A 21,968-nucleotide genomic window follows, 5' to 3' on the forward strand; every position below is an offset into this window, starting at 1 on the left:
TTGACTTTTGGCACGCTGTTGAGTTCTCAAGGAACGGACGCTTCCTTTGTACTCACCCTCGCGGGCTTTCCTCCGGGCTTCCCTTCGGTCCTGCTATTTTACTTGTCTTGCTCTTTTTCCGTCTTGCTGTCTTGCGTCTCCGACTTTACCAGAGTTATCCGAGTCGGTTTTCCCTCCACCCGGAGGGCCCCGGACGCTTCTTTTGCCCGGCTTCCCCCTGAGGTGGAGCCGTAAACGTACTGGAGCGGAGGGCGTCGATGCAAATCGAGGCCCTCCGCTCCCGTAGGCGGCGTCAGATGTCGGCCACCGGACGGCAGTTGCCTGCGTCAGACCTCGACCACGACGGGGAGGATCATCGGGCGCCTGCGGTAGGTGTCGGAGACCCACTTGCCCACCGTGCGCCGCACGAGCTGCTGGAGCTGGTGCGGTTCCGCGACGCCGTCCTGGGCGGACCTGGCGATCGCCTCTTCGACCTTGGGGAGCACCGCGCTGAACGCCGCGTCCTCGATACCGGAGCCCCGCGCGTGGAAGTGCGGACCGCCGACGACCTTGCCGGTGGTGGAGTCGACCACCACGAAGACCGAGATGATGCCCTCGTCGCCGAGAATGCGGCGGTCCTTGAGCGAGGTCTCGGTGACATCGCCGACCGAGAGCCCGTCGACATAGACATAGCCGGCCTGGACCTTGCCCACGATCCTGGCCCTGCCGTCGACGAGGTCGACGACCACGCCGTCCTCGGCGATGACGATGTGGTCCTTGGGGACCCCCGTCAGCGCGCCCAGTTCGGCGTTGGCGCGCAGATGGCGCCACTCCCCGTGGACGGGCATCAGGTTCTTGGGCTTGCAGATGTTGTAGAAGTACAACAGCTCGCCGGCCGAGGCATGGCCGGAGACATGCACCTTGGCGTTGCCCTTGTGAACAACGTGGGCGCCCCACCTGGTCAGACCGTTGATCACGCGGTAGACCGCGTTCTCGTTGCCCGGGATGAGCGACGACGCCAGGATCACCGTGTCGCCCTGGACGATACGGATCTGGTGGTCGCGGTTGGCCATACGGGAGAGCGCGGCCATCGGTTCGCCCTGGGAGCCGGTGCAGACGAGCACGATCTCGTGCTCGGGCAGGTCGTCGAGCGTCTTGACGTCCACGACCAGGCCCGCCGGGACCCTGAGATAGCCGAGATCCCGTGCGATGCCCATGTTGCGGACCATCGAGCGGCCGACGAAGGCGACCCGGCGGCCGTGTTCGTGGGCGGCGTCCAGGATCTGCTGGATGCGATGGACGTGGCTGGCGAAGCTGGCCACGATGATGCGCTTCTGCGCGCTGCCGAACACCTGCCGCAGGACGTTCGAGATGTCCCGCTCGGGCGGGACGAAGCCCGGGACCTCGGCATTGGTGGAGTCGGCCAGCAGCAGGTCGATGCCCTCCTCGCCGAGCTTGGCGAAGGTGGGCAGATCGGTGAGCCTGCGGTCCAGCGGAAGCTGGTCCATCTTGAAGTCGCCGGTGTGGACGGCCATGCCCGCGGGGGTGCGGATGGCGACCGCCAGGGCGTCCGGGATGGAGTGGTTGACCGCGACGAACTCACAGTCGAAGGGACCGATGCGCTCGCGGTGACCCTCGGCGACCTCAAGGGTGTACGGGCGGATGCGGTGCTCCTGGAGCTTCGCCTCGATCAGCGCGAGGGTCAGCTTCGAGCCGATCAGCGGGATGTCCGCCTTCAGCCGGAGCAGATACGGGACGCCGCCGATGTGGTCCTCGTGGCCGTGCGTGAGCACGATGCCGTCGATGTCGTCGAGGCGGTCCCGGATGGTGGTGAAGTCCGGCAGGATCAGGTCGATGCCGGGCTGTTCCTCCTCCGGGAAGAGCACGCCGCAGTCGACGATGAGCAGACGGCCGTTGTACTCGAAGACCGTCATGTTGCGGCCGATCTCACCAAGGCCGCCGAGCGGGGTGACGCGCAGGCCGTTCTTGGGAAGCTTCGGCGGGGCACCGAGTTCAGGATGCGGATGACTCAAAAGACTCTCCTCACCACACACGCCACGTACCGCTGAGGCACGTGGCGCGCATGACATTCGTGCACTTGCTGTTGTCTGTGTTGACCGACTCGTCGGTTTGTCGATGGGTCTGTTGTCTTCGCGTATTCAGTTGTGAAGTCGATGATTAGAGCTGTACCCCGCCGGCCACGAGATCGATCTTGAGCTGCTCGGTTTCCTGGGGCGACAGCTCGACGAGCGGGAGGCGCAGCGGTCCCGCGGGCAGCTTCTGGAGCGTGAGCGCGGCCTTGGTCGTGATGACGCCCTGCGTCCTGAACATGCCGATGAAGACCGGAAGCAGCTTCTGGTGGATCTCGGTGGCCTTGTGGACATCGCCGGTGAGGTGGGCGTCGAGCAGCTCACGCAGCTCCGGGGTGACCACATGGCCGACGACGGAGACGAAGCCGACCGCGCCGACCGAGAGCAGCGGCAGGTTGAGCATGTCGTCGCCGGAGTACCAGGCCAGGCCGGACTGGGCGATGGCCCAGCTCGCGCGGCCGAGATCGCCCTTGGCGTCCTTGTTGGCGACGATGCGCGGGTGCTGGGCGAGACGGACGATCGTCTCGGTGTCGATGGGGACGCCGCTGCGGCCCGGGATGTCGTAGAGCATCACCGGGAGCCCCGTGGCGTCGGCGATCGCGGTGAAGTGCCGGAAGAGACCTTCCTGCGGCGGCTTGTTGTAGTACGGCGTCACGGCGAGCAGGCCGTGCGCTCCGGCGCGCTCGGCCGCGCGGGCCAGCTCCAGGCTGTGGCGGGTGTCGTTCGTGCCGACGCCCGCGACGACATGGGCCCGGTCTCCGACCGCTTCCAGGACGGCCCGTACGAGCTGGTCTTTCTCCGCGTCGCTGGTGGTCGGCGACTCACCGGTGGTGCCGTTCAGGATCAGGCCGTCGTTGCCCGCGTCCACGAGATGGACGGCGAGCCGCTGGGCACCGTCGAGGTCGAGTGCGCCGTCCGCCGTGAAGGGCGTGACCATGGCGGTGAGGACCCGCCCGAAGGGGGTCTGCGGAGTGGAGATCGGAGCCATGGGTAACACGCTACTCGCTGCTCAGCTCACCGTGTCCCCTTGGGGGACGGGACAAGAGGAGCCCGGCACTGCCTGCTCGGGGGTTCAAGCAGTGCCGGGTCCGTTTGATCAGCCTAGATGAACTTCTCGAAACGCCGCAATCCGGGCGCTTTGCTCGACCGGCCGTACATCTGTGCTCACCCGCCCCCGGCCCGGTCCGGGCAGGTCTTTCGTTTCGATCCGTCCGGAGCGGAGAGCGTCCGTCCGCAGCGGGGAGCGGGGCCCCGTGGTGGACGAAAGACCCTAGGGGGCGATACGGCCGTTGGCGTTGAAGGCCGCGTGGGTGAGGGGCATGAGCGTGGCCCAGTGCTCCTCCATCCGCTGTCCGACCATCTCGATCTCCCGCTGCGGGAAGGACGGGACCTTCGCCTGTTCGTGCTGGGTGCGCAGGCCGAGGAAGTGCATCAGCGAGCGCGCGTTGCAGGTCGCGTACATCGACGAGAACAGTCCGACCGGCAGGACCGCACGGGCGACCTCGCGGGCCACGCCCTCGGCCAGCATCCGCCGGTACGCCTCGTAGGCCTGGACGTAGGAGTCCCGCATCGCGCGCTCGGTGAGCTCCTGCTGGGCGGGGCTGCCCGGCACGAATTCGTACTTGCCGGGCCTGCCCTGCTGGACGAGCTTGCGGTCCTCGGCCGGGACGTAGAAGACCGGCTGGAGGTTGCGGTAGCGGCCCGACTCCTCGTTGTACGAGTTGTGCACGACGATGCCGTTGGCGAGGAAGTTGTGCCAGGGGCCCTCGACGGACAGGTCGTAGGTCATCTCCTCGCCGTCGTCGGCGATGGAGACGATCGTGTCGGGCCGGGCGACGGCCGTCCCGGCGGCGTCGGGGGCGGACGCACGCTCCTCGGCGCTCCCGCGTACGTGGCACTCCTCACACACCGGGGCCAGATTGCTCTCGTCCAGGGCCCGGGTGAGATCGCTCGTCACCGGGATCACATGGTCGAGGGCGAGTCCGGCGCGCGGGAACTCCCCGCCGCAGACATGGCAGGAGTCGGTCTCCTTGATCAGGTGCTCGCGCCGTGCCGCCGCCCACACGCCGATCCCGCGGTGCAGACCGGGCGGGATAGGTGCCGGGGAGGGGTCTGCCCCGGTGGCTTCGGCCAGCACCGCGTCGCCCACCGCCAGCTCGCCGGCCTTGCGCCAGCCGTCCGGGGTCAGCACGGCGTGGTCCACCGTGGCGCGCAGCTCCCGCCCGGTGGCGGTGACGATCCTGATCAGCGGCTTGACGCCGGACTCGAAGACATCGACGACGCGCGCCCGCCGTGCGGTCAGGGTGTCCTCGTCGTAGCAGCGGACCTGGGTACGGCGGACCGGTTCCAGCTTGGGGAGCCGGGTGCCGGGGTGCCGCTCGCGGAACTCCACGACCGCGGACTCGGCGGCTTCCCTGTTCTCGTACAGCCCGAGGTAGTGGTCCGTACCTGCGGCGTGGACCCGCGCCGCCCAGCGGCCCGCTCCGGCGTGCCAGGTGACTCCGCCGGCCGAGTGCGGCAGACGGTCCTCGGCGTCGAGGTGCCACAGACGGTGCAGCTCGGCGATGGTCCTGCGGCGCAGGGTCCCGGATTCGCTCTCCAGGGTGATCTCGGTGTCCCCCGCGACGCACCAGCCCACGCGGTGCCGCATGAACTCGCGGAAGACGAAGATCGGGGCGCTGATGAAGAAGGTCATCGAGTTGTGCTCGAAGGGGCTGCCGTGGCGGTCCCGCATCAGGAAGTTGATGAGCCCCTTGGAGCGCTCGGGATCCTTCGACACCTCTTCGAGGGACTGCTCTCCCGCCGTGGAGACACGCGCGGCCCACAGCACATCGGTGTCGCTGGCGGAGTGCTTCAGCAGCTCGACGGTGACATCGCCGCGGAAACTCGGCTCCGTCTCCGCGGGGGTGTCGGCGGGGGTGTCGCTCACCGGCAGGGGTCCTTCCATTCGCGTCGCTCAGGGCGGCGCCCACTCTACGGGGCGGCCCTGATCGCCAGGACGAGGGCCGCCAGGGGTGGCTTTCTTTGGTCAATTCGGGGAATCCGGGCACCGAATGACGTTCGCGAGCGTCCTACCCGGTAACAACCACCCCATGAGCAGCGTCCGTCACGAGCACCCGAGGAGCGTTCTTCCATGTTCCGCCGGCGAGAGGCCGTCCCCTTCGCGTTCGTCGCCGAGGCCGACCGTTTCCGCAGTAACGTCGCGCCCCCTCCCCGGCAGCGGGCCGGGGCGTCGCAGGTGGTGAGCCGTACGCTGATCGGGCTGACGCTCGTCGCCGGATTCGCTGGATCCCTGCTCTTCGGGCTGCCCGCGATGGAGCCGCCGCGGGCTCCGGCCCATACGCAGCACTCGGAGGCGTCCCAGGGGCGCTGACTCGTCCGGCCCCCCTGGGGTGGTCCGGTGCGGTGTGCGATCGATAGCCTCACCGGGCACAGCAATCGAGCGTGCTTGTGAGTGAGGATCAGTCGTGCCCCTGCCCTTCCTGACGGCCGACCGGGCTTTTGACGCGACCACCGAGGATGTCGCGCTGCCGTTCGACGATCATGATCATTGGCGGCGTCCGTACCGCCCCGGACCCTGGCGGGTGGTGGGGGCGGCGCTGCTTCTGCTGCTCGCCTCCTTCGTTCTGCTGGCGGGGATGGTCACCGCCTTCGCCGGCGCCCTGCCGGGTGCCGCGGTATGTCTGGGTGTCGCCGCGGTGATGATCGCCGTCGCGCTGCGGCTGCTGCGGGTGGGGGCGTGGGTGAGCCGGCACGGAGTGCGGCGGGTGGGCCTGCTGCTGACCACGACCGTGGCGTGGGACCAGATCACCGCCGTGCGGACGGTCCAGCAGCCGGTGCGCTGGCTCGGGCTGCCGCGCACCGTGCAGGGCCAGGCGCTCGTCGTCGTACGCCGCAAGGGTGAAGCCCTGCCGCTGCTGACCGACCACAACGGGGACTTCCTGGCGCGGACCGAGGCCTTCGACCGGGCGGCCGACACGGTCGAGGCCTGGGGGGACGAGTACCGCCGCCCCTGACAACGCCCCTGACACCACCAGGGTCCTGGGACGTCACCGTGTCCCCCGGGGGACGTCCCGAGGCCATGGACGGCTCATGGAGCCCGTAGGACGTGGAGTCCGTAGGACGGCCGAGCGGGGCCCTGCCGAAGAGGCAGGGCCCCGCTCTCCGTATCCGCGGGCCGTACGTATCTCCGGCACGACCGGAGGCGGTTCGGCTGCGGCCGGTTCAGGCCCGGACCGGCTTGCCGTCGTGGAGGGCGATGGCGCGCTGCATCGCCTTGCGGGCGCGCGGGGTGTCCCGGGCGTCGTGATAGGCGACGGCGAGCCGGAACCAGCAGCGCCAGTCGTCGGGCGAGTCCTCCGTCTCGGCCCGGCGCTCGGCGAAGACGGCGTCGGCGGACTCCCGGTCGATCCGGCCGCCGGCCGTACGGACCAGTTGGTCCACCGGCAGACCGCCCTCGGCGTCCAGCTCCGCCGCGAGCCGGTTGGCCCGGCTGATGAACTGGGTGTTCTTCCAGAGGAACCAGACACCGATGGCCGGCAGGACCAGCACGCAGACGCCGAGGGCCACGGTGAGCGCGGTGCCCTGCTCGATCAGCAGGACACCGCGGCTGCCGACCAGGACGAAGTACACGACGAGGACGGCGGCCGTGAGGCAGTAGGTGATCTTCGCTCGCACGGGGGTCAGCCCAGGTCGAGGAAGTGTTCCAGGCCGTGAGTGAGCCCGGGGGTGGAGACCACACGGCGCACACCGAGCAGGATGCCCGGCATGAAGCTGCTGTGGTGCAGGGAGTCGTGGCGGATGGTGAGGGTCTCCCCCTCGCCGCCGAGGATGACCTCCTGATGGGCCAGCAGACCGCGCAGCCGTACGGAGTGCACCGGCACCCCGTCGACGTCCGCGCCGCGCGCGCCGTCCAGCGCGGTGACCGTGGCGTCGGGCTGCGGGGCGAGACCCGCCTCCGTGCGTGCCTCGGCGATGAGCTGGGCGGTGCGCCGGGCGGTGCCGGAGGGCGCGTCGACCTTGTTCGGGTGGTGCAGCTCGATGACCTCGACCGACTCGAACCAGCGCGCCGCCGTCTCGGAGAACTTCATGGTGAGGACCGCGCCGATGGAGAAGTTGGGCGCGATCAGCACACCGGTCTCCGGGGCGGCGGCGAGCGAGGTGCCGAGCTGGGCGAGCCGCTCGTCGGTCCAGCCGGTGGTGCCGACGACCGCGTGGATGCCATGGCGTACGCAGAAGTCGAGGTTGCCCATGACCGAGGCGGGGGTGGTCAGTTCCACCACGACCTGGGCACCGGACTCCAGCAGGGTCTCCAGCTTGTCGTCCCGGTCGAGGGCCGCGACCAGTTCCAGATCGTCCGCGGCCTCGACGGCCCGTACGGCCTCGGAGCCGATACGGCCCCTGGCACCGAGAACGGCCACACGCAGCTTGCTCATTGCTCTGCTTCCTTACGGCTTCGGCTTCGGCTTACGGCTTCGGCCCGGGTACGGCTCCGGGTCGCCCGCCCGGTCAGGAGACGGCTTCGTCGAGACGGGCCGCCTGCTTGTCCTTCAGCGGGCCTATGACCGACAGCGAGGGACGGTGTCCCAGTACATCGCGGGCCACCGCGCTCACCTCGTCCGGGGTGACCGCGGATATCCGGGCCAGCATCTCGTCGACCGACATCTGCTCGCCCCAGCAGAGTTCGCTCTTGCCGATGCGGTTCATCAGCGCGCCGGTGTCCTCCAGACCGAGGACGGTGGAGCCGGAGAGCTGGCCGACGGCGCGCTGGATCTCCTCGTCGCTGAGCCCCTCGGCGGAGACCCGGTCGAGTTCGTCACGGCAGATCTTCAGCACGTCGTGGACCTGGCTGGGCCGGCAGCCCGCGTACACCCCGAAGAGCCCGCAGTCCGCGAACCCCGAGGTGTACGAGTACACGCTGTAGGCGAGGCCGCGCTTCTCCCGTACCTCCTGGAAGAGCCGGGAGCTCATCCCGCCGCCGAGGGCGGTGTTCAGTACGCCGAGGGCCCAGCGGCGCTCGTCGGTACGGGCCAGCCCCGGCATCCCGAGGACCACATGGGCCTGCTCGGTCTTGCGGTTGAGCAGATCGACCCGGCCCGCGGTGCGCACGGTGCGGCTGCCCTCACGGGGCGCGACAGGAGTGGCGTCCGTACGGGACAGCGCGCCGGCCCGGTCGAAGGCCTTGCGGACCTGGCGCACCACCGTGGCGTGGTCGACATTGCCCGCGGCGGCGACGACGAGATGCCTCGGGTCGTAGTGCTTCTTGTAGAAGCGGGCGATCCGGTCGCGGTCCAGGGCGTTGATGGTGTCGACGGTGCCGAGGACCGGCCGGCCGAGGGGGCTGTCCCCGAACATGGTGTGCGCGAAGAGATCGTGCACACAGTCGCCCGGGTCGTCCTCGGTCATGGCGATCTCTTCGAGGACGACACCGCGCTCGGCGTCGACGTCGGCGGCCTCGATGAGCGATCCGGTGAGCATGTCGCAGACGACATCGATGGCCAGCGGCAGATCGGTGTCGAGCACCCGCGCGTAGTAGCAGGTGTACTCCTTCGCCGTGAAGGCGTTCATCTCGCCGCCGACCGCGTCGATGGCGGAGGAGATGTCGAGGGCGCTGCGCCGGCTCGTGCCCTTGAAGAGGAGGTGTTCCAGATAGTGGGTGGCGCCGTTGAGGGCGGGCGTCTCGTCACGGGAGCCGACCTGCACCCAGATGCCGAAGGTCGCCGAGCGGACCGAGGGCAGGGTTTCGGTGACGATGCGCAGACCGCCGGGGAGCGTCGTACGGCGGACCGTGCCGATGCCGTTCTCCCCCGTGAGCAGGGTTTGGGTACGGGCGACGGCCCGCGCCTCCGAGGAGGTGCGGGCCGTCGCCTGGAAGCCGGCCGTCACTTGGTCGCGTCGTCCTTCGCCTCTTCGGAGTCCGCGGCCTCTTCGCCCTCGATCACGGGGATCAGGGAGAGCTTGCCGCGCTGGTCGATCTCGGCGATCTCGACCTGGACCTTCTGGCCGACACCGAGGACGTCCTCGACGTTCTCCACGCGCTTGCCGCCGGCGAGCTTGCGGATCTGCGAGATGTGCAGCAGTCCGTCCTTGCCCGGGAGCAGCGACACGAACGCGCCGAAGGTGGTCGTCTTGACGACCGTGCCCAGGTAGCGCTCGCCGACCTCCGGCATGGTCGGGTTGGCGATGCCGTTGATCGTGGCGCGGGCGGCCTCGGCGGCCGGTCCGTCGGCGGCACCGATGTAGATGGTGCCGTCGTCCTCGATCGTGATGTCGGCGCCGGTGTCCTCCTGGATCTGGTTGATCATCTTGCCCTTGGGGCCGATGACCTCACCGATCTTGTCCACCGGGATCTTGACGGTGATGATCCGCGGGGCGTTCGGGGACATCTCGTCCGGGACGTCGATGGCCTCGTTCATCACATCGAGGATGTGGAGGCGGGCGTCACGGGCCTGCTTCAGCGCGGCGGCCAGGACCGAGGCGGGGATGCCGTCGAGCTTGGTGTCGAGCTGGAGCGCGGTCACGAAGGTCTTCGTACCGGCGACCTTGAAGTCCATGTCGCCGAAGGCGTCCTCCGCACCGAGGATGTCGGTGAGGGTGACGTAGTGGGTCTCGCCGTCGATCTCCTGGGAGATCAGACCCATGGCGATACCGGCGACGGGGGCCTTGAGGGGCACACCGGCGTTCAGCAGCGACATGGTGGAGGCGCAGACCGAGCCCATGGACGTCGAGCCGTTGGAGCTCAGCGCCTCGGAGACCTGGCGGATGGCGTACGGGAACTCCTCGCGCGTCGGCAGCACCGGCACGAGCGCGCGCTCGGCCAGGGCGCCGTGGCCGATCTCGCGGCGCTTCGGCGAACCGACCCGGCCGGTCTCACCGGTGGAGTACGGCGGGAAGTTGTAGTTGTGCATGTAGCGCTTGCGCGTGACCGGGGAGAGCGTGTCGAGCTGCTGCTCCATCCGGAGCATGTTCAGCGTGGTGACGCCCAGGATCTGGGTCTCGCCCCGCTCGAACAGCGCGGAACCGTGCACGCGCGGGATGGCCTCGACCTCGGCGGCGAGCGTACGGATGTCCGTGACGCCACGGCCGTCGATACGGACCTTGTCCTTGATGACGCGCTCACGGACCAGGGTCTTGGTCAGCGAGCGGTAGGCGGCGGAGATCTCCTTCTCGCGGCCCTCGAACTGCGGGAGCAGCTTCTCGCCGGCGAGGACCTTGACGCGGTCCAGCTCGGCCTCGCGCTCCTGCTTGCCCGCGATGGTGAGCGCCTGGGCCAGCTCGGACCTGACGGCCGAGCTGAGCGCCTCCAGGATGTCGTCCTCGTAGTCGAGGAAGATCGGGAACTCGCCGGTGGGCTTGGCGGCCTTGGCGGCGAGGTCCGACTGCGCCTTGCAGAGGACCTTGATGAAGGGCTTCGCGGCTTCGAGACCGGCGGCGACGATCTCCTCGGTGGGAGCCTCGGCGCCGTCCTTGACGAGCTGGATGGTCTTCTCGGTGGCCTCGGCCTCGACCATCATGATCGCGACATCGCCATCGTCCAGCACACGGCCCGCGACGACCATGTCGAAGACGGCGTCCTCCAGCTCGGTGTGCGTCGGGAACGCGACCCACTGGCCCTTGATCAGGGCGACCCGGGTGCCGCCGATGGGGCCGGAGAAGGGCAGGCCCGCGAGCTGCGTGGAGCAGGAGGCGGCGTTGATCGCGACCACGTCGTAGAGGTGGTCGGGGTTGAGCGCCATGATCGTCTCGACGACCTGGATCTCGTTGCGCAGGCCCTTCTTGAAGGACGGGCGCAGCGGGCGGTCGATCAGCCGGCAGGTGAGGATCGCGTCCTCGGAGGGACGGCCCTCGCGGCGGAAGAAGGAGCCGGGGATCTTGCCGGCCGCGTACATCCGCTCCTCGACGTCCACCGTGAGGGGGAAGAAGTCGAGCTGGTCCTTGGGCTTCTTGGAGGCGGTGGTGGCCGACAGCACCATGGTGTCGTCGTCCAGGTAGGCCACGGCGGAGCCGGCGGCCTGACGGGCCAGCCGGCCCGTCTCGAAGCGGATGGTGCGGGTGCCGAAGGTTCCGTTGTCGATGACGGCCTCGGCGTAGTGGGTCTCGTTCTCCACTAGTGATTTCTCCTCGTCTTCGTCCGGTGCCCGTGTGGCAGGGGACGTGGCGGAGAAGCGCTCCTCGGTGCGGGCCGGTCTTCGATCGAAGCACCCGGGGCCGCGGCATGGGCCGCGCGTCTGTCCGGGCGCCACTACCGAGGACCGGCGGCGGCGGAGATCGCTTCTCCTCTTCAGTTGTGCGTGTGCGTCCAGATTACTGAGCTTCGCCGCGGGACGACATTCCGGTCGTCCCGGGCCGGGGGCCGCACCGCCCCGTACATACGGCAAAGGGAGCGGTCCCCGGGTGGTGGGAACCGCTCCCTTCACGGTGTCTTACTTGGCACCGCCGGCCGCACCACGACGGATGCCGAGGCGGTCGACCAGCGTACGGAAACGCTGGATGTCCTTCTTGGCCAGGTACTGCAGCAGCCGGCGGCGCTGGCCGACCAGGATCAGCAGGCCACGACGGGAGTGGTGGTCGTGCTTGTGGGTCTTGAGGTGCTCGGTCAGGTCCGAGATCCGGCGCGACAGCATGGCGACCTGGACCTCGGGGGAGCCGGTGTCACCTTCCTTGGTGCCGAACTCGGTCATGATCTGCTTCTTCGTAGCGGCGTCGAGCGACACGCGTACTCCTCGTGGGTCTTCGTGGCCACCGAGTGCCCCAGGTCGAATACTCTGGGGAGCTTCCGTTACTCGGGAGGCGGAATCCGCTGGACGTGGACCGTGGAGCCGATGCTCCGGGGTCACGTACACAGACGGTCGTCACACAGGGTACCAGTCCCTGAGCGCCCGCTCGCCCGGCCCCCGGACACCGCCCCGGACCCGGGGCCGGGGCCGGGGCCCGGGTGCGTTCCTGCCCCGTCCCCGTCCCCGTCGGCGGCTAGCTCGTGAGGGCGCGGGCCGCGGTGAAGACGTCGAGGACGGCGAGGCAGAGCGGCACCAGCGAGAGCAGTACCGCGCCCTCGGCGAGATCGAGGAGCCGGCCCCAGAAGGGCGAGAGGCCCTTGTGCGGGATGATCAGGCCGATCGCGGTGATCAGGGCGGCGCCCGCGGCGACGCTCGCGGTGAGCCAGATCGTACGGATGTCGAGGGCGCCCCGGTCCCCGTACACCAGGAGTTCCCTGACCAGGTCGGCCGGCGGGTTCAGGGAGAGACCGAGGACCAGCAGCGCGACCGCCGAGATGCCCGCGGCCAGCACACAGGTGACCTGCGAGGTGTAGCGGAAGAGCCGGGCGCGCAGCAGCATCGCGAGGCCGGCCGCGAGCGCGAGGAACTGGCCCCAGACGGTGTCCGAGAAGCCGAGCACCGCCGCCGCGCCGACGACGACCGCGGCGCAGCCGCCGACCAGGCCGAGCAGCATCTCGTGGCCGCGGCGGGCCTGCGCGGCGATGCGCTCGGCGTCGACGGGTGCGGCGTCGGGGACGGCGTTCGGGTCGGCGAGGGCGTCGTCGCCGTACTCGCCGCCCGCCGCGCCGCGGGGTGAGGCGTAGCCGATGGGCAGCCGGGCGAAGCGGGCGGAGAGGCCGGGCAGGAAGGCGACGATCCCGATGGCGACCGGGGCGCAGACGGCGGCGGTCCCGGTGGCCGACGCCTCGGTGAGGATCATCACGAAGGTCCCGAGGGTGCCGACGGTGGCCAGGAAGGTCGCGGCGACGAAGGGGGCGTCACCGCTCGGGGTGAGTGCGACGAGGGCGACGGACGCGATCAGTACGGTCACACAGCCGAGCAGGAACTGGAGCCGTCCCGGGCCCTGTCCCGCGTCGGGGCCGATGATCCCGGAGCCGCCGATCAGCAGCAGGGGCAGGGCGCCGAGTCCGAGCGCGACGGCGGTGGCGCGGTCCGCGTAGACCCGGGCCCGTACCCCGGCGAAGGCGGTCAGCAGCAGACCGGCCGCGCCCGCGATGACACCGGGGATGCTGTGCATGTCGTGGCGGACGGGATCGGCGAACCAGAGAACGAAGCCCATGAGGACGAGCAGCAGGACCCCGCCGACGAGACCGGCGGAGCGCAGCAGGTCGTCGCTCCAGAGATGACGGTCGCGCCGCACGGCGGAGGCGACGGCGTCCGAGACGTCGTCGAAGACCGCGGGCGGCAGGGACTCCGCGAAGGGACGCAGGCTGAGGACCTCACCGTCGAGCACCCGCTGCGCGACCAGGGTGCGGGCGCCCTCGAGGACGGTGCCGTCGCGGCGGACCAGGTGGTATCCGGTGGGGGTGCCCGCCGTCTGGGTCTGGCCGGTCAGCCTCAGGATCTCCGGATGGATGTCGGCGACGGGGATGTCCTCCGGGAGCGCGACATCGATCCTGCTGTCCGGCGCCACGACGGTGACGCGGCAGAAGCCGGTCGCTGCGGTCGTAGTCACGTGTCTGTCCCCCTGATTCGCGGTTGCGCACGATGCGCGCGCCACCCTACCGGGACCGTCCGCGGAGGGCTGCAAGTAGGATCGCCGTCGCGCGGAGGGAGACCGTCGCCACGGGGGCGCCGGTACGGAACTGCCCGTCCGTCTTGAGGGATTGATGCGCCGGTGAGCCAGATCGTCGTCAAACGCCCACCACGGTCCCTTCCGCCGGAAGTGCCCACGGATGCGCTGGCCCTGGAGGCCCCGCCCGAACTGCCTCGCGGGCAGCAGGAGGGCATGCTGATGCAGGTCCTGCCGGTGCTCGGCATGGGCTCGTCGGTGGTCTTCTTCTTCTCGCCGCAGGCGCCTCCGTTCATGCGGATCATGGGCGTTCTGATGCTGTTCTCGACGCTGGCGATGGTCGTCGCGCAGATCGTCAGATTCCGCCGGGGTACGCAGGGGCAAATTGCCGATGTCCGGCGCGACTACCTCAAGTACCTGGCGCAGACACGGCGTACGGTCCGCAGGACGGCGCGGTCGCAGCGCGACGCGCAGCTCTATCTGCACCCTTCGCCCGAACAGCTCTGGTCGGTGGTGGCCGAGGGCTCACGGATATGGGAACGGCGGGTCGGCGACGGGGACTTCGGGCAGCTCAGGATCGGGCTCGGGGCGCAGCAGCTCTCCACTCCGCTGATCGCGCCCGACACGGCTCCGGTCGATGAGCTGGAGCCGCTGTGCGCGGGGGCGATGCAGCGGTTCCTCGCGGTGCACGGCTCGCTGGACGGGCTGCCGATGGCCGTGTCGATGCGCGCTTTCTACCATGTGACGGTCTCCGGTGAACCGGAGTCGGCGCACGCGGCGGCGCGTGCGCTGGTCGCCCAGCTGGTGACGCTGCACTCGCCCGAGGACGTGATGGTCGCGGTGGTGGCGGCGCCCGGGGCGGTCGCGCGCTGGGACTGGACGAAGTGGCTGCCGCACACGCAGGTGCCGGGACAGATCGACGGGGCCGGTACGAAGCGGCTGTTCGGCGATGATCTCGGGGAGCTGGAGCGGCTTCTGCGCAGCAGGCTGGACGGGCGTCCCCGGTTCGGCCGGGACAGCCAGCCGGTGCTGGACCAGCCGCATGTGGTGGTGGTGCTCGACGGCGGGATCGTGCCGCCGGACTCGCTGTTCGCGGCGGCCGAGGGGCTTCAGGGCGTGACGATCGTGGAGGTCGTGTCCGGGGAGCTGGACGAGCCGCGCGGCGGTCTGTCCGTGGTGGTGCGGCCGGGGCGGCTGCGGCTGGAGTCGGGCGGCGGTCTGGCGTACGAGGGGGTGCCGGACGGGATCTCGCTGGCGGCCGCCGAGGCGCTGGCGCGGCAGCTCGCCCCGCTGCGGACGGGCGGCGGCGACGAGGACGAACCGCTGCTCGCCAATCTGGACTTCACGGATCTGCTCAATCTGGGTGACGCGGCGGCGGTCGATGTGGCCCGTACCTGGCGGCCCCGGTCGACGGCGGAGCGGCTGCGGGTGCCGATCGGTGTCGGCGAGGACGGCCAGCCGGTGATGCTGGACCTCAAGGAGGCCGCGCAGGAGGGCATGGGGCCGCACGGGCTCTGTGTCGGCGCGACCGGTTCCGGCAAGTCGGAGCTGCTGCGCACCCTGGTGCTCGGGCTCGCCGTCACCCATTCCTCGGAGACGCTGAACTTCGTCCTGGCGGACTTCAAGGGCGGGGCGACCTTCGCCGGGATGTCGCAGATGCCGCACGTGGCTGCGGTCATCACCAACCTGGCGGACGATCTGACCCTGGTGGACCGCATGGGTGACGCGATCCGCGGGGAACTCCAGCGCCGGCAGGAGCTGCTGCGCTCGGCGGGCAACTACGCCAACATCCATGACTACGAGAAGGCGCGGGCGGCGGGCGCCGCGCTGGAGCCGCTGGCCTCGCTCGTGCTGGTGATCGACGAGTTCTCCGAACTGCTCACCGCCAAGCCGGACTTCATCGACATGTTCATCCAGATCGGCCGGATCGGCCGTTCCCTGGGTGTGCATCTGCTGCTCGCCTCGCAGCGGCTGGAGGAGGGCAAGCTGCGCGGGCTCGACACCTATCTCTCGTACCGGATCGGTCTGCGGACGTTCTCGGCGGCCGAGTCGCGCACGGCGCTGGGGGTGCCGGACGCGTACCACCTGCCCTCGGTGCCCGGCTCCGGCTATCTCAAGTTCGGTACGGACGAGATGACCCGCTTCAAGGCGGCGTACGTCTCGGGTACGTACCGCACCGGGGGCCCCGATCTCTCGGTGGGGCAGCTCCATGTCGAGCGGCGGCCCGCGCTCTTCACGGCCACGCCGGTGCCGGTGGTGTACGCGGCGCCGGACCCGGCGGCGGCGCTCGCGCCGACGACCTCGGAGGACGACGCGCTGGCGGACACGGTGCTCGATGTGATCGTGCGCAGGCTGGACGGGCAGGGGGTGCCGGCGCACCAGGTGTGGCTGCCGCCGCTGGACGAGGCGCCGACGCTGGACCAGTTGCTGCCCGGCATCGCGGTCACCGCGGACCGTGGGCTGAACGCGACGGAGTACACCCGTCCCGGCGGTCTCACCGTGCCGCTCGGTCTGATCGACAAGCCCTTCGAGCAGCGCCGTGAGGTGCTCTACCGGGACTTCTCCGGCGCGGCCGGTCACATGCTCGTCGTGGGGGGTCCGCAGTCCGGCAAGTCGACGCTGATGCGGACGCTGATCGCGGCGTTCGCCCTCACCCACACCCCGCACGAAGTGCAGTTCTACGGACTGGACTTCGGTGGTGGCGGGCTGGCCTCGCTGGCCGGTCTGCCGCATGTCGGCGGGGTCGCGTCCCGGCTGGATCCCGAGCGGGTCCGGCGTACGGTCGCGGAGGTGCTGGGGGTGCTCAACCGGCGCGAGGAGTTCTTCCGTTCGCACGGTGTGGACTCCATCGCGACCTACCGGCGCAGGCGCGCGGCGGGTGAACTGCCCGGCGAGGCCTGGGGCGATGTCTTCCTGGTCATCGACGGCTGGGGCGGTTTCAAGAACGACTACGACATGCTGGAGCCGGTCATCTCCGACATCGCGGCGCGCGGTCTCGGCTACGGCGTCCATGTCGTGGTCACCGCGGCGCGCTACATGGAGGTGCGCGCGGCGCTCAAGGACCAGATGCTCGGCCGGCTGGAGCTGCGGCTCGGCGATGTCATGGACTCGGAGTTCGACCGCAAGGTCGCGGCGAACGTCCCGACGGGGGTGCCCGGCCGGGGCCAGGTGCCCGAGAAGCTGCACTTCATGACGGCGCTGCCGCGGACCGACGGGGTGAGCGGCGCCGGGGATCTCTCCGAGGGCCAGAGCGCGTTCGTGCGCGCGGTGAAGGAGGGCTGGACGGGGCCCGCGGCACCGACCGTACGGCTCCTGCCGCGCAAGCTGCCCGTCGAACAGCTTCCCAAGGGCTTCGAGTTCCCGCAGCACGGCATCGCGATCGGTATCGACGAGACCAATCTGGAGCCGGTGTTCATCGACTTCGAGACCGACCCGTTCTTCATGATCTTCGGTGAGAGCGAGTCCGGGAAGACGGCGCTGCTGCGGCTGATCGCCCAGCGGATCTCCGAGCGGTACACCCCGGAGCAGGCGCGGATCGTGGTCGGTGACTACCGCCGTTCGATGCTGGAGGCCGTGCCGTCCTCGCATCTGCTGGAGTACGCGCCGATGGCGTCCGCCATGCAGATGCACATGAACGCCATCGGCACGGTGATGGAGAAGCGGGCGCCGAAGCCGGACATCACCCCGCAGCAGCTCCGCGACCGTAGCTGGTGGAACGGTCCGCAGCTCTTCGTGTTCATCGACGACTACGAACTGGTCGCGACCAACTCCGGCAATCCGCTGGCCGGTCTGGTGGAGCATCTTCCGTTCGCGCGTGACGTCGGTATCCGGTTCATCGTCGCGCGCAACGCGGCGGGGGCCTCGCGGGCGATGTACGAGCCGTTCATGCAGCGGATGAAGGAGCTGGGCGCCCAGGGCCTGATCCTCTCGGGTGATCCGGGCGAGGGCGACATCCTCGGCAATGTCAGGGCCCGGCCGATGCCTCCGGGCCGGGGCACCTTCGTCTCCCGCAAGCGGGGCGCGCCCCTGGTGCAGGTGGGATGGCTGCCGGAACGCTGAGCCGCGCCGGCCGGACGGGCAGGCGGAACGGACCGGACGAGCGGCGGGAGACGGGAGACGGGAGACGGGACCGCGGGAAAGCGGGAGACGGACTGCGGGGAGGCGGGAGACGGGCGGCGGGGAGGCGGGGCGGCCGGAGGCGGGCGTGGTGAACTGCCCCGTCCGCACCCCTTCGCGACACTAGGCTGAGTCCGTAGCTCGCTCGCAATACCCCGGGAGGGATCGCACGATGGCCGACGCGACGGACAAGGAACGTCAGAAGGAAGAGCTGTACGCCCTGGACATCTCCGGCGTGGAGTGGCTCGGCGCACCCGGGACGACCCCGGACGAGGAGCGGGTGGAGATCGCCTATCTGCCGGAAGGTGCGGTCGCGATGCGGTCGTCGCAGGATCCGGAGACGGTGCTGCGGTACACGAAGGCGGAGTGGGACGCGTTCGTCCTGGGCGCGCGCGACGGGGAGTTCGACCTCAAGTAGCGCGTACGGCGAAGGGTCTCGTGCGGCGGGTGCGCACGGAACGGCGAAGGGGGTGTCCGCGCGGCGGACACCCCCTTCGGTTCGGGTGCGGGATCAGCCCATCTGCATACGGAAGCGGGCCGCGTTGCCGCGGTCGGTGTCCTGGTAGCCGATGACCGACTCGTCGAGCAACTGGGCGAGACGGGCGAGGTCCTGGTTCATACCGGACATGTCACGGGTGAGGCGGTCCTGGCTCTCGCGGTAGGCGATCTTGGCCTCACCGTCCCAGTTCTCGGCGACGGCCCTGACCTTGGCCATCAGGTCTTCGAGTTCCTGGTTGAGCTGAGTGGCGGTCAGCCGGACGTCCCCGGCCGCCTGGGTCACGGTGTCGTAATTGACGGCAGTGGTCATGTCATGCTCCTCAAGACGGAATGCGGCGGGAGGTGGCGGACGGCGGGTCAGGCCATCCCGAGAATGGAGCTCTGGCCCTGGGAGGTGTCGTCCATCCGCCGGAAGGACGCGATGCGCTCCTCTTCCTGCTGGGTGAAACCGTCGGCGCTCATCCGCATGATCTCTTCGAGCTTGACCAGTTCGACGCGCATGTTCCGCAGGCGCTGGTTCAGATCGTTCTGCACACGGTCGTACTCCTTGCTGGCCGCGCCCTGCCAGCCCGCCTGGATGCGGTCCACCACGCCGTTGAGGGAGGTGATACGCGCTTGCAGCTCGTCGTGGAAGCCCTGGATCTTGTTGGCGAGATCAATTTGATCTCCACTGGTCACATTCAGGTCTTTCGACATCCTGCCCCTTCTTCCTGTCTTCCTGCGATGCGTCACAAAGATGTGCGCGATGGACGGGAAGCACCTCGATGCCGCCCCCGTGTGGAACCGGCGGTCACCCGCACAATCCCGCCGATCACTTTAGCCATTCGGTACGGCAGTTCCAACTGCAAAGTCAGTTATGGGTAGTTGAGGCACGGGCGGCCAGGCGGGCCGCCTTGGCCCGGCTGTCACGGACGACCGTGGCCGTACCCGCGACGACCGCGACCAGCACCGCCGCGATCCCGAGGGCGTAGGTCGCGTGGCGCTCGGTGCGCTCCTGGGCGGTCTCCGACATGGCCAGATGCGCGGGCTCGGGAGCGGGCGGGCGGGGCGGTCCCGGGTCGGGGCGGGGGGACTCGGGCACGCGGTCGTCCTCGTTCAGCGCGCGGACCGGGTCGACCACACCCCATCCGACGAACGCGTCATGGCCGTTGATGCTGCGCTCGGCGGTCTGCTCGATCTGGGCGATGATCTGGTGCGCCTTCCAGTCGGGGTGCTTGGCGCGCAGCAGGGCGGCGACCCCGGCGACATAGGGGGCCGAGAAGCTGGTGCCGTTGTCGACGCACTGGCCGTTGCCGGGGACGGTCGAGACCATGTCGACGCCCGGGGCGGCCACTCCCACGAACTCCCCGGACTGGGAGAAGGCGGCGCGCTCGTTGTTGCGGTCGGAGGAGGCGACGGCGAGGACCCCGTCGAAGGCCGCCGGATAGGTGTTCTTCTGCCGCCCGTCGAGGCCGTCGTTGCCCGCGGAGGCGACGACGACGATCTCCTCGGCGACGGCCGCCGCCACGGCCCGGCCGAGGGCGGAGCCGGGGCCGAGGGGCTTGGTGGTGTCCTGGGAGATGTTGATGACATCGGCCTTCTCGGCGATGGCGTGCTCGATCGCGTCCGCCATGGTCGACTGGTCGCCGCTGTTGCGCTCGTCGTTCTGGCGGATCGGGATGATCGTGGCCTCGGGGGCGAGCCCCACGAAGCCGGTGCCCGCGCGGGGGCGCGCGGCGATGATCCCCGCGACCTTGGTGCCGTGGCCGACCCGGTCGTCCGTGCCGTCGGCCGGTGAGCCCTTCTTCATCTCCTTGGCCAGCAGCTCCGTGCCCGCGCCGGTGTCGACGGCCTCCTTGAGCTGGGGGTTGGCGTTGTCGACGCCGGTGTCGATGACGGCCACCCGCACCCCCTTGCCCCTGGTGTCCGCCCACAGCTCGTCGAGGATCACCCGCTGGAGGGCCCAGGGGGTGCCCGCGATCTGCTTCTTCATCGGGAAGGCGCACTCGCCGCTGCCGTCGGTACGGAGGTTCCCGGGCCGTTCGGCGGCGTGGCCGGCCGGGGGCACGGCCGCCAGGCCGGTGAGGGCCATGGCGGCGGTCAGCAGGGCCGTCTTCCGGCGCGCGTACGGCATCGGTCGTGTTCCCCTCATGAGCCCTGGGGCTGACGGGCGCTGTTGGTGTCGAGCCGCGGGCCCTTGGACAGGAACTCCGACCAGGCGATGGGGACCGGGCTCGGGGTGACCTTCTCGTAGCCGAGCCGGATCTGTGCCTGGCTGGGCTCGGGCCTGCCGTCCTGCTCCTCGCTCCGCCCGCCGGTGCCGATGTCGGAGCGGGCCGCGTCGCTGTCGCCGTTCGCCTGGACCGCGTAGCGCAGTCCGGTGTCGGTCACCAGGAAGAGCGAGCCGTCGGGGCGGGTCTGCCGCCCCTGGACCTGGGTGTAGAGCAGGCCGCTGCCGGGAGTGACATAGGTGCTGGTGCCGCCGGCGGTGATGTCGGCGGGGTACGAGGGGCCGGCCCAGGTGGACAGGGCGGTGGCGCCCCGGTCGTCGACCTTGCGCAGCACACTGCACACCGTGTCGCGGGCGCCCTCGCCGCCGACGGCGTTGACCTGGGAGGCCTTCTGCTCGGGCCAGCGGTACCGGGCGCCGAAGAACTCGGACTCGGGGGTGAACGACGCGGCGTCCACGGTCACGGCCCGCCCGGCCATGTCGAGGTCGTCGGTCTGCGGGGAGTTGATCAGCAGCCAGGCGGTGAAGGCCGTGACCGGCTGGATCCTTCCCGGCAGGACGACATAGTGCTGCGCCCCCGCGCCGGTCTGGGCGAGCAGGACCATACCGACGCGGTCCTGCGCGGCGGTCAGGCCTCCGCCGACCCCCGCGTCGGCGGAGACCGGGTCGGTGATCTCGGGGAACTCGACGGGGCTGCCGGTGTGCAGGGTGGCGAGCCAGTCGTCGGTGACGGGCTGCGGGGCGCGGCTGCCGACGAGCGCGCGGGTGAGATGGTCACTGGCCGTCTCACGGATCTGGTACTTGGTGCCGCCCGCGTCCACCAGGAAGCGCGCCGTGTCCTTCTGGCCCTGGACGTAGAGCACCTGACCGCCGGTCAGCCGTCGCTTGCCCTCGGTCCTGGAGAAGTCGCGTTCCGCGAGGATGAACGCGGCCTTCTGGACGCTGCCGCCGTCGCCGCCGCCCGGCTGCTCGCAGACGGCCCAGCGCTTGGCCTTCGCGGCCTCCGTGTCGGAGGGCAGCCGGTCGGGGGCGTAGGGGATGCCGAGGACCGGGCCGCGCGGCGGCCGGCCCGCGTCCAGGATCTTGTCCGGCACCTGGATGACCTTGCCCTGCTGCGGGGTGAGGAGCAGCCGGGCCGAGGCCAGATTGAGCACGGGGTGGAGCAGGGTCTCGTTCTTCTCGCTCTTGCCGGGGGTGTTCAGCACGACATAGCGGGTGGTGGAGTCCTTGCCGACGATCACATGGGTGTTCGGCCTGGCCCAGTCCTTGGGAGCGGACGGCTTGAACATGCCCCAGGCGCCGAACCCGGCCAGGATGAGCGCCCCGACGATCAGGCCCGGAACCACGGCGCGCAGCGGTCTGGGGGCTCCCTCCTCCGTACCGGTGGGCGAAGGTTGGAGAAATGCGGCCACCGTACGCTTCTTCGCGAAGGTGTACGCGTTCAGCTCGTCCCGCCGTGATGCCATGAGTCCCCATCGGTGAAAAAGGCGCGGTCTTCGCCCAGGGGCGGAGCGAGTCGGCGTGTCCCCCGGGCCCTGCCTGACTGTCGGACCGGCCCCCTACTATGC

General features: G+C 70.0%; 17 protein-coding genes and 1 pseudogene. 4 read left to right on the forward strand and 14 right to left on the reverse strand.

What is annotated here, in order from left to right:
- Positions 1 to 326: 326 nt before the first annotated feature.
- The 4 genes and pseudogenes from ACFYYH_RS09560 to ACFYYH_RS09575 form a co-directional block, all read right to left on the reverse strand.
- Complete coding sequence (locus ACFYYH_RS09560) at positions 327 to 2,012, reverse strand: ribonuclease J (protein ID WP_388548139.1); 1,686 nt, start codon at positions 2,010 to 2,012, stop codon at positions 327 to 329.
- Positions 2,013 to 2,157: 145 nt separating this feature from the next.
- The gene (gene dapA / locus ACFYYH_RS09565; protein ID WP_388548141.1) at positions 2,158 to 3,057 is read right to left on the reverse strand and encodes a 4-hydroxy-tetrahydrodipicolinate synthase; all 900 of its coding nucleotides are present in this window, start codon (positions 3,055 to 3,057) and stop codon (positions 2,158 to 2,160) included.
- Positions 3,058 to 3,339: 282 nt separating this feature from the next.
- Positions 3,340 to 4,461, reverse strand: a complete 1,122-nt coding sequence (gene thyX / locus ACFYYH_RS09570) for an FAD-dependent thymidylate synthase (RefSeq protein ID WP_388548860.1) — start codon at positions 4,459 to 4,461, stop codon at positions 3,340 to 3,342.
- A gap of 129 nt (positions 4,462 to 4,590) precedes the next feature.
- Positions 4,591 to 4,998, reverse strand: a pseudogene (locus ACFYYH_RS09575) (FAD-dependent thymidylate synthase); the annotation flags it as partial.
- 204 nt (positions 4,999 to 5,202) lie between these two features.
- Here ACFYYH_RS09575 and ACFYYH_RS09580 point away from each other — a divergent pair.
- A complete protein-coding gene (locus ACFYYH_RS09580; protein ID WP_388548143.1) occupies positions 5,203 to 5,442 on the forward strand; it encodes a hypothetical protein in 240 nt (79 codons plus the stop codon).
- Between the two features lie 94 nt (positions 5,443 to 5,536).
- Positions 5,537 to 6,085 carry a hypothetical protein gene (locus tag ACFYYH_RS09585; protein WP_388548146.1) on the forward strand — a complete coding sequence of 183 codons (549 nt, stop codon included), beginning with the start codon at positions 5,537 to 5,539 and terminating at the stop codon, positions 6,083 to 6,085.
- A gap of 208 nt (positions 6,086 to 6,293) precedes the next feature.
- Here ACFYYH_RS09585 and ACFYYH_RS09590 read toward each other — a convergent pair whose 3' ends face one another.
- The 6 genes from ACFYYH_RS09590 to eccD form a co-directional block, all read right to left on the reverse strand.
- Positions 6,294 to 6,746, reverse strand: a complete 453-nt coding sequence (locus ACFYYH_RS09590; RefSeq protein ID WP_388548149.1) for a hypothetical protein — start codon at positions 6,744 to 6,746, stop codon at positions 6,294 to 6,296.
- Positions 6,747 to 6,751: 5 nt separating this feature from the next.
- Positions 6,752 to 7,504 carry a 4-hydroxy-tetrahydrodipicolinate reductase gene (gene dapB / locus ACFYYH_RS09595; RefSeq protein WP_388548152.1) on the reverse strand — a complete coding sequence of 251 codons (753 nt, stop codon included), beginning with the start codon at positions 7,502 to 7,504 and terminating at the stop codon, positions 6,752 to 6,754.
- A 73-nt stretch (positions 7,505 to 7,577) separates the two neighbouring features.
- On the reverse strand, positions 7,578 to 8,954 hold the full coding sequence (locus ACFYYH_RS09600) for a M16 family metallopeptidase (protein ID WP_388548155.1): 1,377 nt from the start codon (positions 8,952 to 8,954) through the stop codon (positions 7,578 to 7,580).
- On the reverse strand, positions 8,951 to 11,176 hold the full coding sequence (locus ACFYYH_RS09605; protein WP_388548159.1) for a polyribonucleotide nucleotidyltransferase: 2,226 nt from the start codon (positions 11,174 to 11,176) through the stop codon (positions 8,951 to 8,953). Before ACFYYH_RS09605 ends, ACFYYH_RS09600 begins: the two co-directional genes overlap by 4 nt.
- 315 nt (positions 11,177 to 11,491) lie before the next feature.
- Entirely contained in the window at positions 11,492 to 11,782 is a 291-nt protein-coding gene (rpsO, locus tag ACFYYH_RS09610; RefSeq protein WP_030351649.1) for a 30S ribosomal protein S15, read from the reverse strand.
- A 256-nt stretch (positions 11,783 to 12,038) separates the two neighbouring features.
- Positions 12,039 to 13,520, reverse strand: a complete 1,482-nt coding sequence (eccD, locus tag ACFYYH_RS09615) for a type VII secretion integral membrane protein EccD (RefSeq protein WP_388548162.1) — start codon at positions 13,518 to 13,520, stop codon at positions 12,039 to 12,041.
- Positions 13,521 to 13,682: 162 nt separating this feature from the next.
- Here eccD and eccCa point away from each other — a divergent pair, with 162 nt between their 5' ends.
- The gene (eccCa, locus tag ACFYYH_RS09620) at positions 13,683 to 17,636 is read left to right on the forward strand and encodes a type VII secretion protein EccCa (protein WP_388548165.1); all 3,954 of its coding nucleotides are present in this window, start codon (positions 13,683 to 13,685) and stop codon (positions 17,634 to 17,636) included.
- A 229-nt stretch (positions 17,637 to 17,865) separates the two neighbouring features.
- Complete coding sequence (locus ACFYYH_RS09625; RefSeq protein ID WP_388548167.1) at positions 17,866 to 18,111, forward strand: DUF397 domain-containing protein; 246 nt, start codon at positions 17,866 to 17,868, stop codon at positions 18,109 to 18,111.
- A gap of 93 nt (positions 18,112 to 18,204) precedes the next feature.
- On the opposite strand, the gene ACFYYH_RS09630 is transcribed toward ACFYYH_RS09625, so the two are convergent.
- The 4 genes from ACFYYH_RS09630 to eccB all read right to left on the reverse strand — a co-directional run bounded on the left by ACFYYH_RS09630 (position 18,205) and on the right by eccB (position 21,866).
- Positions 18,205 to 18,501, reverse strand: coding sequence for a WXG100 family type VII secretion target (locus tag ACFYYH_RS09630; protein ID WP_388548169.1), 297 nt, complete (start codon positions 18,499 to 18,501; stop codon positions 18,205 to 18,207).
- A gap of 47 nt (positions 18,502 to 18,548) precedes the next feature.
- Positions 18,549 to 18,887 (reverse strand): WXG100 family type VII secretion target, encoded by a 339-nt coding sequence (locus ACFYYH_RS09635; protein ID WP_388548172.1) that lies wholly within the window; start codon positions 18,885 to 18,887, stop codon positions 18,549 to 18,551.
- Positions 18,888 to 19,041: 154 nt separating this feature from the next.
- A complete protein-coding gene (gene mycP / locus ACFYYH_RS09640; protein WP_388548175.1) occupies positions 19,042 to 20,304 on the reverse strand; it encodes a type VII secretion-associated serine protease mycosin in 1,263 nt (420 codons plus the stop codon).
- A gap of 14 nt (positions 20,305 to 20,318) precedes the next feature.
- Positions 20,319 to 21,866, reverse strand: a complete 1,548-nt coding sequence (gene eccB / locus ACFYYH_RS09645) for a type VII secretion protein EccB (RefSeq protein WP_388548177.1) — start codon at positions 21,864 to 21,866, stop codon at positions 20,319 to 20,321.
- Positions 21,867 to 21,968 lie beyond the last annotated feature (102 nt).

Source organism: Streptomyces sp. NPDC002018 (assembly GCF_042890865.1).
Lineage (GTDB): Bacteria > Actinomycetota > Actinomycetes > Streptomycetales > Streptomycetaceae > Streptomyces.

Coding starts and splice junctions, on each gene's coding strand:
- dapA (WP_388548141.1), bottom strand. CDS start 3,057: ATGGCTCCGATCTCCACTCCGCAGACCCCCTTCGGGCGGGTCCTCACC.
- ACFYYH_RS09580 (WP_388548143.1), top strand. CDS start 5,203: ATGTTCCGCCGGCGAGAGGCCGTCCCCTTCGCGTTCGTCGCCGAGGCC.
- dapB (WP_388548152.1), bottom strand. CDS start 7,504: ATGAGCAAGCTGCGTGTGGCCGTTCTCGGTGCCAGGGGCCGTATCGGC.
- ACFYYH_RS09625 (WP_388548167.1), top strand. CDS start 17,866: ATGGCCGACGCGACGGACAAGGAACGTCAGAAGGAAGAGCTGTACGCC.
- ACFYYH_RS09630 (WP_388548169.1), bottom strand. CDS start 18,501: ATGACCACTGCCGTCAATTACGACACCGTGACCCAGGCGGCCGGGGAC.
- ACFYYH_RS09635 (WP_388548172.1), bottom strand. CDS start 18,887: ATGTCGAAAGACCTGAATGTGACCAGTGGAGATCAAATTGATCTCGCC.
- mycP (WP_388548175.1), bottom strand. CDS start 20,304: ATGCCGTACGCGCGCCGGAAGACGGCCCTGCTGACCGCCGCCATGGCC.
- eccB (WP_388548177.1), bottom strand. CDS start 21,866: ATGGCATCACGGCGGGACGAGCTGAACGCGTACACCTTCGCGAAGAAG.